Source organism: Flavobacterium sp. GNP011, from assembly GCF_056428925.1.
The window spans coordinates 12,956-30,802 of the sequence record NZ_JBWJVJ010000001.1 but is presented as its reverse complement, the minus strand read 5'-3'; the positions used below and the strand labels follow the sequence as shown (position 1 = coordinate 30,802).

Genomic DNA, 17,847 nt, shown 5'->3' with positions numbered 1-17,847 from the left:
AAAAGAACTTTTATGAGGAGCCTAAAGCAAGTAATACGCCTTGAGGTAACCATAACATAGCCCAGATAGAAGTGAAAATCCTTATGCGCCGGGTTTCGGCGTATAAGATTGTAACGGATAGCTGGAATTGCTTCCCAAAAAAATCCCCAAAAATATAATTTTGAACGCTTTGAATCGACTTTCGCAAGAGGGTATGTTTAACGAGAAAATTCGTTTTTTTGTAAAACCCCCAAGCATTTTATACTATCATAAAACACGTAAAAATACGCGGTTACCTTTGTGATAATTGTTTTAGTTTTGGGTGCCCATAAACCAAATTAAATTTTGGGTGTGTTCTTAAACTAGGTGAAAAGGTTCCTACATCACAATGAAATTAGGAACGATTCAGTAAATATTGGCCATCTAGCAGTCAACAGAAGTTATTATGATTGCTATCCCATTCGCCACTTTTAGACAAAAACCTTAATAAAAACTATCAATTAAACTAAAAATAACTATGACAACATTTACAAGAGCGAATGCATGGAACAAGGGAGGTACCTTTGAGAATTTAGATCTTTTGTGGTATGCAAAAGCAGTAGGCGTGATGAAATCAAAACCAATTAGTGATCCCACAAGTTGGTGGTTCTACGCCGCTATTCATGGAGAATATCTAACGAGTGATTTTGGTACAGGTACAGCGCCATCTGGTTATCCTAATTGGACTAAAATCAATTCAATACCAGCATCAGCAAATCTTGGTACATTGCCAGAACAAAATTTTATTAGTTTGTTTTGGAATCAATGTCAGCACGGAACGTGGTTTTTTCCTCCATGGCATAGAGGGTATTTAGTAGCTCTTGAAAATCTTCTTAGAGATACAATTGTTCAATTAGGAGGACCAAGCGATTGGGCCTTACCGTATTGGAATTACATGAGTCAATCCCTAACTTTTGAAGAAAACTATATTCCGCCAGCATTTACTGCTTCAGAGTTGCCAGACGGAACCGCAAATCCTTTGTATGTACCAGAACGATACGGTGTTACGGGTAACCCTACGAACGGTATATTTTTAATAGTGGGAACGGGTTTGACTAATTCTATTAATGATGAATGTCAGTGGGATACTTTATACAGTAGCGGTGCTGATTCACAGGAAGATCCACAAACGCCTCCTGACCAAGAAGGCATAACTATTTTTGGCGATCATTATGGTGGTGCACAAACAGGTTTTAGTCATAGCAATGGTGGTTTTGGAGATTTAGAAATGAATCCTCATAATTTTGTGCACGGAATGGTTGGAGGATTAAATTCAGAATTTTGGTCTTTTTCAGGTACTAATTTTACGGTACAAGCAAACGAACCTTGGCAATCTACAGGAATAAATATTGTTCAAGGAAGTTCCACAGTTGTAGTGTCCTTTGTGAGTGGAGCTTGGACTGCAGATCCAAATGATAATGGCGGTAAATTATATGATGCTAATGGTTCTCCAGATATTGTTGTTCCAGTTAATCAACCGCTGTATCCAATGGTTAATGTAGCCATGGGAGCTTTAGTTGGGAGAGTAAATGGTGGAACCCCTTTTTTAATAGGAGATGGAGCTATTGTACCAAATGGAAGTAGTGGTTTATTAGAGGTTTGTATAAATGACGATTTAACGGGTGCATATGGTGCTGGTTTAACAGATAATACCGGTGCTGTTAAAATTAGTCTTACTAGTACTCCAAGTGAGGAATATGAAGGCTTAATGGCTGATCCAGGATTAGCAGGTTTAGACCCTATTTTCTTTCTACATCATGCCAATATTGATCGAATGTGGGCTGCTTGGAATGTAACAGGTAATAATAATAATCCAACAAATCCAAATTGGTTAACGGGTCCTTCAGCTCAAGGAAATTCAAGATTTGCTATGCCACTGGACTCAAGTGGAAAACCATGGTACTACACACCTGATGATGTTAATAGCACTACTGATTTAAAATATTACAATAAAGCTCTTTACTCGTATACTTATGATGATCTTTCCTTAACTTCATATAGTAATGTACCTCCAGCAACCGCAGTTGAAAAATCCGTTTTGCGTTTATCTAAACTTGGAGTTACTATAAATCCTAATGATCATCCTATGCCTTCAAAAAGTAATGCTGAGCTAGTTGGCGCAAGTAGCAATTCTATTAAATTGAATAGTGGTACAACCCAAGCAAGTGTAGCACTTGATACCAATGCATGGAAATCGGTCTCTAAGAGCTTACTTAAAGCGTCTTTAAGCGCAATGCCTGATGAAGTTTATCTTTTGTTAGAGAATGTAACAGGGACTAATAATGCTAATTTTTTATCCGTATTTGTAAACGGGACCTTAGTAAAAACAGTTTCACTCTTTGGTATTCGAATGGCATCCATGAAAAATACAGCACACGGAGGTTCTGGTCTTACTTTTAAATTTAATATTACGAGTATTGTTGATGATTTGCATCTTGCAAATAATCTCACTTTGGAAGCGCTCCATGTCGAGATAAAAACATCAAATCCTTTGCCTAATAATAGTGAAATTACTGTAGGCAGGATAGGAATTTACCGTTCTGGCAAATAAACCAAAAAAGGAAAGTATGAAACTATCAAAATACAGTAAATTAAGCATCAACTTTATAATCATAAGCATCAGTTTACTTGTTTGGGTACTGCTATTAGTAAATCCTGGGAATATTATGACTATGGAACATTGTCATGTTTCTGCATCTGGTCCTTCCGCTGGATCCTTAAAAATGTTATTAGAGATGAATCCATTTTCTTCCCAGCTATTAGGCTGGGGGTTAATGGTTGTGGCTATGATGTTACCTAAATTAATCGTACCCATACAACTTATTCATATACAAAGCCTTAAGCGAAATCGTTTTTTAAATGCTTTGTTATTTGTTTTAGGTTATGTTCTAATTTGGGTGGTAACAGGTGTATTCATGATTGCAATAATCATGATGTTAAATTTGTTACTTCCTATGTCTTATTTACCGGCATTGGGCTTTATGATTGTAGCTATAATTTGGCAATTTTCACCTATAAAACAACAATGTTTGAACCGAGGTCACGAACATTGGACTCTTTCAGCCTTTGGATGGTCGGCAAAACGAGATGCATTTGTTTACGGAATTTACCATGGTTTATGGTGCGTAGGAGCAGGATGGGCCTTAATGTTGTTTCCTATGCTTTTGCCTACTGGTCATAATTTAGCCATGATTGTGGTTACAATTATAATGATTAGTGAACACATGGAACACCCGCAATTGCCCCGCTGGAACTTTAGTTTTCGTTTGAAATTGATAAAAATCCTGATTGCTCAAACTAGAATTAAAGTACAGCAACTTGTAACGGTATAACAAACAATATAATCTTGACTTCAGGTGGTTAAGGATAAGATTAAATTTAATTTAAAAAAAATCCCCTAAATAAATTTTGCTATTTAGGGGATTTTTTATCATTGATAAAATGTAATTTAAAGCGATTCTATTAAAATCCAAGCATCAGGATTGTGCGTATCGTTGATTTCTTTTTTTGCTTTTTCTGCTTCTACAAATGTAGCATAACTTCCGTATAAAACAGGGTAATACCCATTTTTATTGGGAGCAATACGTCTAGCAGGGAACCCTAATTTTTTAAGATTTTTTAAACTCGCATTAGCATTATGTTGATCTCGATACACTCCAGCCATAATGTGGTATGGTAGGGTTACTTTTTCTGAAGGTTTTACAGTTAAAGTAACAGCTGGTATAGGATTTTCAATAATAAAAGTAGCTTCTTGAATCTTGTTTTGAACTTGCTTTTGTACTGCAGTTTTTACCAGTAAAGTTTGAGATGCAACTTGATTTTCATACATAGGGTAACCCACGCTACCTACAAGTCCTAAACCTAATACAAACACAGCTGCATATTTTAAGTATGGAGAAATAGTTCTAGGTTCTGTTGGTATAAAGGTAACCGTTTGTGTTTTATCTTCAAAACTGAACACTTCTTCCTCGACTAGTCTTTTTACTTGTGGTGAAACAAATGGAGCTAAACCAAATGAACTGGTTAAATAATTGGTTTGGTCAAAAGGGGTGAAAACTATATTTTTGTCTTCATTCAAGCGTAAATCACCAATATTATCTAGGGTCAAATACGTGTTTTCTTCTAATGATTTTTTCCACTTGAATACTTCATATTGTATGGCGCCTACTGTATAATCATAAGTTTTTTTCTCTGCTAGCGCAATATGATTGGCCAGTAAACCATCATTATTTTTCAAATTGGCATTAAAAGCAATTTTTTTGGTAGGCGGAGAAAAGGAATGAGAACCTTGCTCTAGTTTTGCAGATTGGATTTCAGTCAAAAATGCCCCAAAACCAGGTACAGTTACACATTGGTAACGGTATAAAAGCTGAGCGATGTAAATTTCAATTTTCATAGTAGCAAAGTTATACAATGAAAATAGTTATCACAATTTTATTCACAATTTTTATTAACAATTTCCATAAAAATTTATACATTTCACCTTCAAATATTTAGCATGAACGAACAGGATTTATTTTATATTTTAGCTTTGCAACGTGTAGAGGGAGTAGGGGACATTATGGCCAAAAAATTACTAGCACATTGTGGTTCTGCCGAAGAGGTGTTTAAATCAAAAACATCTCAACTTGCTGCCATTGATGGGGTTGGGGTAATGCTTTTAAAAAATATCAAAGATAAATCAGTATTTGAAAAGGCAAATCAAGAAGTAGCATTCCTAAAAGCCAATGCTATTAAGACAACAAGTTTTTTAGATCAAGATTATCCAGAACGACTAAAGCATTGCTTTGACGGACCCTTATTATTGTTTCAGTCTGGAAATATAGATCTAAAAAATAAAAAAATCATAAGCATAGTAGGTACCCGCCAAATTACAGCTTACGGCATCGAATTTTGTAGAAAATTTATCTCAGATTTGGCCCCTCTTAATCCAATAATCGTGAGTGGTTTTGCTTACGGAGTTGATATCGTGGCCCATCAACTGGCTATAGAATTTCAGTTGCAAACCATAGGTGTTGTAGCCCATGGATTGAACCAAATTTATCCCAAAACTCATAAAAAATACGTAGCTGCAGTTGAGCAAAACGGAGGTTTTATGACCGAATTTTGGAGTACCACCAACCCAGACAAAGAAAACTTTGTGCGCAGAAACCGCATTGTTGCAGGCATGTCTGAGGCTACTATTGTTATTGAATCAGCAGATAGAGGTGGCTCCTTAATCACAGCCAATATGGCCAATGATTACAACCGAGACGTATTTGCGGTTCCAGGTCGCGTTACCGATAAATACAGTCAAGGTTGCAACAACCTCATTAAAACCCAAAAAGCAAATGTGCTCACTAGCGCTGCAGATTTGGTGTATATCTTAAATTGGGATATTCAGCAGGATTCTAAACCCGTACAAAAGCAATTGTTTGTAACGCTTGATGATGACGAACAAAAAGTATACGATTACCTCCTAAAAACAGGAAAAGAATTGATGGACATTATTGCACTACACTGTGATTTCCCTATTTACAAAATATCAGGAATGCTCTTAAATATGGAGTTAAAAGGCGTTATAAGGCCATTACCCGGCAAATTATTCGAAGCAATATAAATTCATCAAAAGGTAGTTTTTCATTAAAATAACATCTTAAAAATGAGTCAAATCCTTTAAAGGTTATTCCCGATGCCTGTCCATCGGACATATTTTTGTGTTTTTCTAGGAGCAGCATATTTTTTGCCCAGCACACGAGTTGTCCCGCTGTACGTTACAATCTTTATTACGATTCGGTTAAAAAACTGGCTCTAAATAAAGGATTTCCACTTCCATCGGGGCTAAGGGAGAACGTTTTATTTTCAGTACATAAAATAGTACCATCATATTGTAATTCTTCTGGCTGAATGAGCCATGTTGCAAACTTTACGGTTTGTTTAGTCCTAAAAGTTTTTTAAAACCTGTTAGGTTTAAATTGTAATTGAACGTGTGTTTTAAAAAACAAAAACGCCATTTCAGTTAAGAAATAGCGTTTTTGTAAAAACGAGTGTAAAATAGTAAATAAATTATTTAACCATTACTTTTTTTACGGTTGTAGCATCATTACTAGTAAGGTAAATATAATAAATACCAGTAGGTAACTGTTCTAAATTTGCTGTAGAACTATTGCCCGTACTTGTAAATGGCACATTCATCAGTTTTCCTAAGGCATTATAAACTCTTATTGAATCAATTGCAACATTATCAATGAATAGCGCACCTTTTGTTGGATTAGGATACACACTTATTTTTTCAAAAATAAGATCCGAAGTAGATAGATTAGCACAAGATTCAGAATAGGATGCTGTAACATCTTTACTTGAAGACCAATTGGCATCAGCATAGGTTTTGCTATCTACTTGAATACAACTTAAATTAGGATTATCATTAAAGTTTGTATACATAGTGTCGAAAATAGTATTATTTCCGTTTTTCAGATTCAATGATGTTAAATTATTTAAATTAACTCGTAAACCTTTTATTTTCTTATTATTAGTTATATCAAGGCTTGTTAGCTGATTATTGAAACAAAAAAAATAAGTCAATTCAGCATTTTTAGAAACGTCAATAACAGTCAAATAATTTTTGTAAACATACAATCGAGTTAGCAATGTATTATTCGAAACATCAATAGTTGTCAAAGAATTATCATAAACATATAAATTTATAAGTAATTTATTATTTGAAACATCTAAGGTAGTCAGTTGATTACTATAACAATATAACGTTTCTATTTTTAAGTTTTTTGTAAGGTCTAAGCTCGTTAATTTGTTAGAAGAAGAATTTAAATATTCTAAATTTGTATTTTTTGTAACATCAAGACTTAGCAAAGAATTATTTTGGCAAGTTATGGATTCCAATAGAATACTATCTAACACATCTAAAGCTGTCAATTGGTTGTTATGACAATTCAAGCTTGTTAAAAGAGAAGCATTTGTAATGTCTAGACTTGTCAATTTATTAGAAGAACATTGCAAAAATGTTATCGCGTTATTTTTTGATAAATCTAATGCTGTTAATTGATTATCAGAAACAACTACTTGTTTTAGTTGTAAATTATTGGATAAGTCTAAAGCTGTTAATTGATTATATTCGGCATTTATATGATTTAATTTGGTATTTTGAGATACGTCTAAAGTTGTTAATTCATTTTTTCCAATTGACAAACTAGTTAATAGAACATTAGCTCTAACGTTTATACTCTTTAATTTATTTTCCCTTACATTTAATGAAGTTAATTTGGTATTTTGAGATACGTCTAAAGTTGTTAATTCATTGTTATCTATTGACAAACTAGTTAATAGAACATTAGCTCTAACGTTTATACTCTTTAATTTATTTTCCCTTACATTTAATGAAGTTAATTTGGTATTAGCAGAGAGATTTAGCGTTGTAATTTGATTCTTAGAAGCATAAAGTACAGTCAATTCTTTAAAATCTTCAATTCCTGTTAAGTCTATGATTGAAGAATTTGCAACATCTAAAGAAGTTAAGGAAGCAATATTTGTAGTTAAAACTTTTCCGTCTGGAGCTCCTGAATCGATTCCTAAACTTATTAATTTAGTTTCAAAATTAAGGTCTGGAATTAATGTAACAGCATTACAGTCTGTGGTAAGGCTCGCTGTGTTGTCTTTTGTAATGCTCCAGTTTTTGGTCGCATAATCTACATCGGCAACTAGAATACAAGTCAGCTTATTGTAAATACAGTTTAATGATTTTAATGCATTGTTTTTGGTTAGATCCAAACTAGTTAACAGATTGCGATCACATACCAATGAAGTTAAATTTAAATTAGCGGATACATCTAAATTTGTCAATTTATTGGAGGAAATCCACAATGAATTTAAGGCTAAATTTTTAGACACATCAATTTTTGTTATTTGATTTGCAATACAATACAGGTTTTTTAACGCCAAATTACCCGATACATCCAGATTCGTCAGGTTATTGTTGTAAAGCGATAAAGTAGTTAGTGCTACATTTTTAGAAATATCAATAGTTGTCAATTTATTATAAGAAAAAGACACATCTTTCAAATCTAAATTATTGGATAAATCTATAGTGGTTAATTTATTCTGAACACAATTCAAAGTAGCTAATTTTACATTTTTGGAAAGATCTAAAGTCGTAATTTGGTTATTAGAGCATTCTAAAGTCGTCAAAGCGATAAAATCCTGAATTCCTGTTAAATCAGTTATTGAATTTCCATCGATATATAAGGACTTAACTGAAGCAACATTTGAAGTTAGAACTTTGCCATTTACCCCATCTTTGTCAATACCAAGGGCAATTAGTTTTTTCTCAAAGTTGACATCTGGAATTAAAGTATATGCTTTGCAATCTGTGCTAAAACTCGTGCTAGGATCTTTTACTTGAGACCATATTTTATTGGCATCCTCAACATTATCTACCTGAATGCATTCTAGATTATTTCCGTAAAAGGTTGCGTAAGAAGAATTAGGATTAAATAAATAATTTGTTCCGTTTTGTATATTCAAATAGGTTAACAAATTTGTATGAGCAGTCATTACACTCAATTTATTGTTTTTACTTAGATCGAGATTTTTCAACAAATTGTTATTACACCATAAAGAGCTTAGTTTTAAATTAGAGGACACATCAAGAATTTTGAGTGTATTATTTCTACAATCTAGACTTTCCAGCATCAGCTGTTTAGAAACATCTATACTTATAAGCTGATTGTTTTCACATTCAATAGAATTAAGAATTGTATTGTTAGAAAAATCAAGCAATGCTAATTTATTATCTGCACATTTTAGAACATTTAAGCGTGGATTATTATCTAGATTTAATGTTGTTAATAGATTATTACTACACACCAAATTTGTTAGTTTAATGTTTTTAGAAATGTTTAATTGATTTAATCGGTTATTTTGACAATTTAAACTATTTAAAGCAATAAAATCTTCAATCCCAGTAAGGTTTGTAATAGAGCTGTTGCTAACATTTAAAGAAGTCAAAGATGCTACTTTGGATGTTAGAACCTTTCCGTCGGTAGTGCCTGAATCAATACCCAGACTAATCAGTTTAGTTTCAAAATTTATATCAGGGATCAAGGTATATTGTGATCCTAGAGACGAAACATCAACCACAGAAACATTGTCTACCAAGATTTCTGAGTTCAGCGTACCTGTTGTCCAGATATCTACTTCAATAGATTCGCTTATGGTTGGTGTGTAGTCAAATTCTATTTTTCGCCATTCGGTGCTGGAAGTAACGGCATCTGTTTTTTTGGTAATTTCTGTTTTAAAAGTGCCCGGTTTGTGATACAAACTTAGGTCAATAGCCGAGAAAGTTCCAGTAACCAGTTTGTGATACATTGTAATGCGATACGTTTTACCAGCTACAACAGGAAAATACTCGCTGTTGATGTAATTAAACGTTCCGCTTGTAATTTGCATTTTGGTACTCGAGCTACCATTTTGAGCCGAAGTACTCTGGAATACTAATCCGTTAAAGAATCTAAACCAATTATTTGGTTGTGAGGAGGATGTCCAGTTTTCGAAGTTTCCATTGGGCACCAAATTGGTTTGGGCTTGCAAGGTAATCGTCAAAAACAAAAACATCAAAAGTAATTTTGCTTTCATATAATATACATTGTTGATTTTTACTACAATATTATGAAATTTTTTTAAAACTTTTTGAACTTTTTATCAAATACTAAGTTATGGTGGATTTATAAGCGATTCTCTTTTAAATTTTCAATAGCAGTTTTATTTCTAGCTTTATAAATTTGCTATATAAACACTTACTGCTTTGTTTGTCTGCGCCTAATCTCAGTTGGGAATAGCTCACAAATTTATTTTAGACCTAACTGGTTTTTAAAACCTGTTAGGTCTAATTTGTAATTGAACTTGGGTTTTAAAAAACAAAAACGCCATTTCAGTTAAGAAATAGCGTTTTTGTAAAAACGAGTGTAAAATAGTAAATAAATTATTTAACCATTACTTTTTTTACGGTTGTAGCATCATTACTAGTAAGGTAAATATAATAAATACCAGTAGGTAACTGTTCTAAATTTGCTGTAGAACTATTGCCCGTACTTGTAAATGGCACATTCATCAGTTTTCCTAAGGCATCATAAACTCTTATTGAATCAATTGCAACATTATCAAAGAATAACGCACCATTTGTTGGGTTAGGATACACACTTATTTTTTCAAATGCGATATCTCCCGTAGACAAATTGGTACATGATTCAGAATACGATGCAGCTGTGTCCTTACTAGATGACCAGTTGGAATCAGCATACGTTTTACTATCTACTTGAATACAAGTTAAATTGAGATTTCCTCTAGAAATGTAATACGAAGCATTTGCATTGTATCCATTTTTTAGATTCAGGGTAGTCAATTGATTATCTCTTAAATTTAATTCTTTCAATACTTTATTGGTAGACACATCAAATTTTTGTAAACTATTTTTATTAGCCTGAATAATTGTTAGTAGTACATTTTTACTAACGTCTAATGATGTTATCGTATTAAAATGACAATAAAGTTCAGTAAGTTTTAAATTCTTAGACACATTCAATTGTGTCAAACTATTAATTGCACAGTCAAGTACTTCTAAATTTTTAAAATCTTCTATTCCTGTTAAATCTTTAATTTCCGAAAATTGTAAATTAATTGATTTTAAGTATTCGATACTGGTTGTTTTTACTTTTCCGTTTTTCCCGTCATTATCAATTCCTAGAGCAATTAATTTTTCTTCAAATTTAACATCAGGGATCGTGGTGTAAACCACAGTTGCAGTACAGTTTAATGAATAGTCAGATGTGACATCTTTTTGTGTAAAATTAGCAACAGCATATTCTACATTATCCACTAAAATACAAGAAAGGGCACTATTGTTTCTAGTATCTAGCATAGACAATAATGTATTTTTACCATTTTTCAAGTTCAAGGTAGTCAACACATTGTCTTTGCAAATAAGTGTTTCTAAAAGTACATTCTTAGAAAGGTCTAAACTAGCAATTTTATTATTTCTAGCGCTCAGTGTTTTGAGTAGTACATTCTTGCTAACATCCAAAACAGCTATCTGATTGTCAAAACAAGCCAAATAAGAAAGGTTTATGTTTTTGGAAACGTCAAGCGTAGTTATTAGATTATTGTTGCAATAAAGCTCTGTTAAAGCGATGTTTTTACTAAGATCAATAGTGGTAAGTTCATTAGCGTTACATATCAGAGTTTTTAGTGCTTTAAAATCTTGAATTCCCGTTAAATCTTTAATCCCAGCATTTATTATACTAAGATCAGTTAGCAATTCTATACTTGCAGTTTTTACTTTTCCGTTTTTACCATCGGTATCGATGCCTAGTACTATTAATCGATCCTCAAAACGTCCGTCTGGAATAAAAGTGTAAGGCACACATTCAGTATCATTAAAAGAAGCAGTAGCATCTTTTTTGGTAGACCAATTAGCATTAGCATACGTCTCATCATCTACTAAAATGCATTTTAAATCAGGGTTATTAATGAAGCGAACGCCTCCATTATTACTATCAGTAATTGGGATAGATGTGTTTTTCCCGTTTTTTATAATTAAACTTACTAAGTTATTGTTGTTACAAAGAACTTGTGTTAATAATGGGTTTTTAGAAAAATCTAATGTTTTTATTTTATTTTCTTGACACCAAACTTGATATAACTTGACATTATTAGAAACATCTAAATTTGTTAATTGATTATTGTTACATAAAAAATAACCTAGAACTATATTCTTAGAAACATCAAGTGTGGTTAATAGATTATTAGTACATAGAATAAGAGATAGAGCTATATTTTTTGAAACATCAAGTGTGGCCAATTGATTTCGAGAACATTCTAAATAACTTAAGGCCAGATTCTTAGATAAGTCAAGTGCAGTTAATTGATTATTGTAACAAGAAAAAGAAGTTAAAGATACATTTTTAGAAATATCAAGTATGGTTAATCGATTAGAGTCACAAAATAATGAAGCTAAAGCCACATTTTTAGAAACATCTAAAGTAGTTAATTGATTGTTCCTTAGGGTTAAAGAAGTTAAAGCAACAAAATCCTGTATTCCTGTTAGATTTGAAATTGAACTAGAATCAAGATTAATTGAGGTTACAGTAGCAATACTTTCTGTGGCTACTTTTCCGTTTTTACCGTCTCTATCAATAGCAAGAGCAATTAATTTGTCTTCGAATTTTGCGTCAGGAATTAACGTATAAATGGTACAATCAACACTAAAACTAGCTATGACATCTTTGGTAGTCGTCCAACTGGCAGCTGTAGTAAGATTTGCAACTTGTATACAAAATAATGTTGGATTATTAGAGCAGCTTAAAACAGTAATTGCTGTGTTTTTAGAAAGATCTAATTTTTTCAATTGGTTTCCAGAACAATTTAAAGTAGCTAATGCTATAAATCCTTCAATCCCTTTCATATTAGTAATAGCGCTATTTGAAACGTCTAATGCTGTAATTGCTTCAATACTAGAATTTAACACTAAACCGTTTTTACCATCGGTGTCAATTCCCAATGCAATTAGTTTGTCTTCAAATTTAGCATCAGGTATTTGTGTTATCAAACTACAATCATACGGTGAGAAAAAAGTAAAAGAATCTTTTTTATCCGCCCAATTGGTATTGGCATAGGTAGCATCATCCACCAAAATACAGCTTAGATTCGGATTCAATGAAAGCGATATACTTGAATTAGTTAGTAAAGTATTTTTACCATTTTTGAGATTCAAACTGGTTAACTGATTATTTTTACAATCTAGTCTAGATAAAGCTACATTTTTAGAAAGATCCAGTGTGGTTAATTGGTTACTTGATATATCAAGTCCAAATAAAGCTACATTTTTAGAAAGATCAATTGTGGTTAATTTGTTATTTTGACATTCAAGCCTTAATAAAGCCATATTTTTAGAAAGATCGATCGTGGTTAATTGATTATTACTACAATAAAGCTCTTTTAAAGCCAAATTTTGAGATAGATCTAGTGTATTTAACTTGTTGACATAACTGTCTACTCTAGTTAATGCCAAATTTTTAGAAAGGTCAAGTGTGGTTAATTGATTGCTATAACAATTAAGATATGATAAAGCCACATTTTTGGTTATATCTAAGCTGGTTAAACCATTATTGTTACAATTCAAGTTTTTTAACGATACAAAATCTTGTATTCCGGTCAAGTCTGTTATTGAACTAGAAGAAACATCCAAAGATACTACAGAGGCTATATTTGAAGTCAACACTTTACCATCAGGGACACCTGAATCGTGTCCTAAGGCAATTAAACGTTTTTCAAAATTAAGGTTTGGTATCAAGGTATATTGTGGTCCTAAAGTAGCCACATCAACCACAGAAACATTGTCTACCAAGATTTCTGAGTTCAGCGTACCGGTTGTCCAGATATCTACTTCAATTGATTCGCTAACAGTGGGAGTGTAGTCAAATTCTATTTTTCTCCATTCGGTGCTGGAAGTAACGGCATCGGTTTTTTTGGTAATTTCTGTTTTAAAAGTGCCTGGTTTGTGATACAAACTTAGGTCAATAGCCGAGAAAGTTCCAGTAACCAGTTTGTGATACATTGTAATGCGATACGTTTTACCAGCTACAACAGGAAAATACTCGCTGTTGATGTAATTAAACGTTCCGCTTGTAATTTGCATTTTGGTACTCGAGCTACCATTTTGAGCCGAAGTACTCTGGAATACTAATCCGTTAAAGAATCTAAACCAATTATTTGGTTGTGAGGAGGATGTCCAGTTTTCGAAGTTTCCATTGGGCACCAAATTGGTTTGGGCTTGCAAGGTAATCGTCAAAAACAAAAACATCAAAAGTAATTTTGTTTTCATAAAAAAGTTTTATTGAATTTTAGCACAATTTTAGTCATTTTTTTTTAACTTATCAGAGATATTATTGAACTAACAAAAACTTATTTTTTGTCCCTCTCTCAATAGTTGATTATAAAAAGTCCGTTATGTGTAAATTCAAACTATCGGATTGTTTGGTTTTTACGTACACATGGGTTGAAAAAGGACTGGAATATATTTAAAAACGAAGTGGCCGAAATTGCTTTCGACCACTCGTTCTAATTATCTAATATTTTCGTATACTTTCCTGTTGTTTATAGGTTGCAAGGAACGAAAATTCTCTTCGTTGTATTTGCTAGCGTAATTTTCCAATTGGGCGGTAGTCATTTCAATGTTATTCTTGAACACAATCCAAGTAACGGGACCTTGATTAGGGGTTGAATTAAGATTGGGCGTGGTTAATGAGCCACTATAGCTGTAATATTTTCCTTGATCCGTTGGCAAAATTGAATTCAAATAGAAAGTATCGCTTAAAGTGTTTACTCCTGTAGTTGTTGGTGATGCGTTGATGAGTGTTTGGAGTCCATTATTGATGGCACCATTTTTCACAAGTACGCCTAAAACGGCATAAGCTCCAGTTGCTGATTTGTTTACAAAATGAATTTCCATTGTTCCATATTCGCCATTTACATTATGTTCACTATGACGGTGAAAATGAAATTGCTGCAATTCATATTTCATGCCTTTGATCGTGATATAATTGTTTGCTTTATCTGTTGTGGACAAACTAATTTTTAGGTTTTCCTTTGTGTTTTCTACACTGCTTAATGTGAGTACATTATAATGTATAACTGGATCTACGGTATTCATTTTTTCGGTATCGCTGGTATTAATAGCAATGGGGGTTTGCCCTTGAATGTTAGTAGTTCCTAGCGGAAAATTATAGCTCACAACACCTTCCGGAAAATCAGTGTTTAAAATCGAAGCTGTTTCGTCTTTGCTACAAGATGCCAATACGGTTAAGGCAATTATTGTAATTGCTATTTTTTTAATGTTTGTTATATTATTGATTTTCATTTTCGTATTTTTTATATAATTATTTTCAGTGATTTTTGAATACAATGAGACACCCATATGGCATTAAATCAAAAAAGGGATTATGCAATGGGTAAAAAACTGTAACTTCAATAAAGATTGTTAGGGATAATTATATCAAAAATGAAGGTGGTCGAAAGACAGAAGAGATAAATAAATAAAGATAACTACTGACTGCTTTGCTAACTTTTTTGTGCGTTTCAACAGAAAAAATCAAAAGAGTAGTAAAAATTTTTTGTTGGATTTTGATGCATTGTCTTTTAAGAAAACTAGACACCCAATTTGGCTTGTGATAGGTGAGATTTCTACTTTGATTATTTTTTTTAGAAGACAATAAAGCCTTGTGGACTTTTATGTCTTTTTTGAAAAAAGAATTAAAAGCTACTGCTGATTCTTGGTTTTTAATACCGGTTGCTGAAAAACCGGATTGAACATGGTTCATCACAAGTCCTAAAACGACAAGGATCAAACAGAAACGTAATACTATTTTAAATTTACTTTGGAACAATTAATCTTGATTTTTCTTTTTTTTAATTTTATTTCAGCAAATCGACAACAAAATTATTTAAAATAGTAAAGTAAAAGATAGTAGTTAACAAAAGATTATGTTGTGTTAAATCAAAAAGTTGCCCTCCCTCCATTGCTATAAGATGCTAATTTCGTAGTGGCAGTGGCTATGGAAGAAGTATTTGTTTTCAGTACAAAAAAATAGTAGATTCTGTATTACTTCGGGTTAAACTATCCGTGTTGAAAGCACTGCGGTTTGTTTAGACCTAAACGTTTTTTAAAACCTGTTAGGTTTAGGACCTTAAACAATTCTTGAAAATTACTTTCTGTATAACTATATTTGCTTTAGGGTATTGGAGTGGGTGCGAAGTTGGAGACATTCGCTGTTAATCAAATGTATTGATTTTAAAAGAAAAATTTACATGCATAAATTAACTCCTGTTTTAGTTAGCCGCGTTGCAAACGCTTTGCCTTTTCTTATAAGATAAATAGGCACTCGTTGCAAACGAGCACCAGTGGGGGTTTTCTTAATGTCTAATATACCTTACTTTAACTTTTGATTTATTTTTTTTGTTTTTTTCTTGTTCAGCTTCGATAGGATACCATATTTTATACATATTGAGCAAATTATAATGTGCCTCAAAATTAGAATCTTTGAATTTAAATTTTAAAATATCCTTATTATCTGTTTGAAAATAACCGTCATCTATAAGAATCAAAACTTTGCCGTTTTCATCAAATTTTAAATACCCAGCAAAACCATCGTTTATACCGGAATATTTTGCCCATATTTTACCTGACTCTTTTCCATTTTTCATGTAATAAAACTCTGTTTTTCCATTTGTGTCAATTCTTTTAATAGTTACATTATCGTAAGTATAGTAAACTTCATCATTTATAATATTACAAGAATTTAAAAAAAATAAAACGAAAAATATTATCTGTATACGCAAAACTTAATTTATTTATTCTTTATGTATTTTTTTCCCCAGCTGGTATGAGCATTATTAAGTTCAAAGGCTAGTGCGAGTATCTTGCTCGTAACCAAAAAGTTGCCACCAGCTGCTCGAAGTATTATAAAAAAACGTTCTTAAAGACGGCGGGCTGATGCGCGAATGTCTCTGACTTCGCGCCATTTTAAATTGTATTACACCGAAAATTAGCAGATTATGGTATTATAATCTGCGAATCTGCGGTTATTTTAAAAACGTAATTATATTTCGAATCCTAGTTTTTCGCGCACTTTGGCGAGTACACCATTGGCCACAGCCGATGCTTTTTGAGCACCTATTTTTAAAAGTGCATCTACCTCGTTAAGATTGCTCATGTAGTAGTTGTATTTTTCTCTTTCGGTTTTAAAGGTTTCACAAATCAATTCAAACAAGGCTTGTTTGGCGTGACCGTAACCGTAATTGCCGCCTAGATAATTGGCACGCATTGCTGCTAATTGTTCTTCATTTGCCAATAAAGAATAAATAGCAAAAGCATTACAAGTATCTGGATTTTTTGGATCTTCTAGTGGTGTACTATCGGTTTCAATACTCATGACTTGTTTGCGTAAGGCTTTGTCATCCAGAAATATATTGATAATGTTGTTGGCTGATTTACTCATTTTTCCGCCATTGGTACCTGGAATCAACATGCTGTCTTCTTGAATTTTAGCCTCAGGAAGTACAAAGGTTTCGCCCATTTGGTGATTGAATCTTGAGGCTACATCACGGGTGATTTCTAAATGCTGCAGCTGGTCTTTTCCTACCGGTACAAACTCGGCATCGTACAGTAAAATATCAGCAGCCATCAGCATAGGGTAGGAGAATAGTCCTGCATTGACATCATCTAGCCTGTCTGATTTGTCTTTGAAAGAATGAGCTAATGTCAAACGCTGGAACGGAAAAAAACAGCTCAAGTACCAAGACAATTCTGCCGTTTGTGGCACATCCGATTGTCTGTAAAAAACAACTTTTTCTACATTCAATCCGCAAGCCAGCCATGCTGCTGCTGTGCTATAGGTATTTGTTCGTAGTGTTGCTCCGTCTTTTATTTGGGTAACCGAATGCAAATCAGCAATGAACAAAAAAGATTCATTTTCGGGTTTGTTTGAGAGTGCTATTGCAGGTATAATTGCGCCAAGAAGATTTCCTAAATGTGGTGTCCCTGTACTTTGAACGCCGGTAAGTATTTTTGCCATTATGATTTTAACTTTTCCCGCAAAGTTCGCAAAGTTTTTTATTTATTACTGCAAAATTGTAAATTTTAAAAACAATCTAGCCTTATGAAGTTAGCATTTTTAAGTAAAGTATCATCGTCTTATGTTTCATAAATCAGTATTTTGTTCCCAAAAGATTTTGGTGCTAGCCTTTGTTTTAATTTTCATAAAAAAACACCCTACTTTTTTTGAG

10 protein-coding genes are annotated in these 17,847 nt (G+C 32.8%); 3 read left to right on the top strand and 7 right to left on the bottom strand.

The features are described from left to right. The first annotated feature begins 496 nt into the window (after positions 1–496). Positions 497–2,569 carry a DUF7868 domain-containing protein gene (locus tag AC061E_RS00110; protein ID WP_478284444.1) on the top strand — a complete coding sequence of 691 codons (2,073 nt, stop codon included), beginning with the start codon at positions 497–499 and terminating at the stop codon, positions 2,567–2,569. A 16-nt stretch (positions 2,570–2,585) separates the two neighbouring features. After that, positions 2,586–3,350, top strand: coding sequence for a copper chaperone (locus AC061E_RS00105; protein WP_478284443.1), 765 nt, complete (start codon positions 2,586–2,588; stop codon positions 3,348–3,350). A gap of 116 nt (positions 3,351–3,466) precedes the next feature. Here the strand turns inward: AC061E_RS00105 and AC061E_RS00100 are convergent, their stop codons facing one another. Next, complete coding sequence (locus tag AC061E_RS00100) at positions 3,467–4,414, bottom strand: HU domain-containing protein (RefSeq protein WP_478284442.1); 948 nt, start codon at positions 4,412–4,414, stop codon at positions 3,467–3,469. A gap of 102 nt (positions 4,415–4,516) precedes the next feature. On the opposite strand from AC061E_RS00100, the gene dprA reads away from it, so the two are divergent. After that, positions 4,517–5,617 carry a DNA-processing protein DprA gene (gene dprA / locus AC061E_RS00095; RefSeq protein WP_478284441.1) on the top strand — a complete coding sequence of 367 codons (1,101 nt, stop codon included), beginning with the start codon at positions 4,517–4,519 and terminating at the stop codon, positions 5,615–5,617. A gap of 446 nt (positions 5,618–6,063) precedes the next feature. Here dprA and AC061E_RS00090 read toward each other — a convergent pair whose 3' ends face one another. The 6 genes from AC061E_RS00090 to trpS all read right to left on the bottom strand — a co-directional run bounded on the left by AC061E_RS00090 (position 6,064) and on the right by trpS (position 17,636). Beyond that, positions 6,064–9,645 (bottom strand): T9SS type A sorting domain-containing protein, encoded by a 3,582-nt coding sequence (locus tag AC061E_RS00090; protein ID WP_478284440.1) that lies wholly within the window; start codon positions 9,643–9,645, stop codon positions 6,064–6,066. 346 nt (positions 9,646–9,991) lie between these two features. After that, the gene (locus AC061E_RS00085) at positions 9,992–13,888 is read right to left on the bottom strand and encodes a T9SS type A sorting domain-containing protein (protein ID WP_478284439.1); all 3,897 of its coding nucleotides are present in this window, start codon (positions 13,886–13,888) and stop codon (positions 9,992–9,994) included. 240 nt (positions 13,889–14,128) lie between these two features. Continuing rightward, positions 14,129–14,923: a carbonic anhydrase family protein gene (locus AC061E_RS00080; protein ID WP_478284438.1), complete on the bottom strand. Its 795-nt coding sequence runs from the start codon at positions 14,921–14,923 to the stop codon at positions 14,129–14,131. A gap of 130 nt (positions 14,924–15,053) precedes the next feature. Further along, positions 15,054–15,449 carry a hypothetical protein gene (locus AC061E_RS00075; protein ID WP_478284437.1) on the bottom strand — a complete coding sequence of 132 codons (396 nt, stop codon included), beginning with the start codon at positions 15,447–15,449 and terminating at the stop codon, positions 15,054–15,056. A gap of 526 nt (positions 15,450–15,975) precedes the next feature. Beyond that, positions 15,976–16,266, bottom strand: a complete 291-nt coding sequence (locus AC061E_RS00070) for a hypothetical protein (protein ID WP_478284436.1) — start codon at positions 16,264–16,266, stop codon at positions 15,976–15,978. A gap of 395 nt (positions 16,267–16,661) precedes the next feature. After that, positions 16,662–17,636 (bottom strand): tryptophan--tRNA ligase, encoded by a 975-nt coding sequence (gene trpS / locus AC061E_RS00065; RefSeq protein ID WP_478284435.1) that lies wholly within the window; start codon positions 17,634–17,636, stop codon positions 16,662–16,664. Positions 17,637–17,847: the final 211 nt, after the last annotated feature.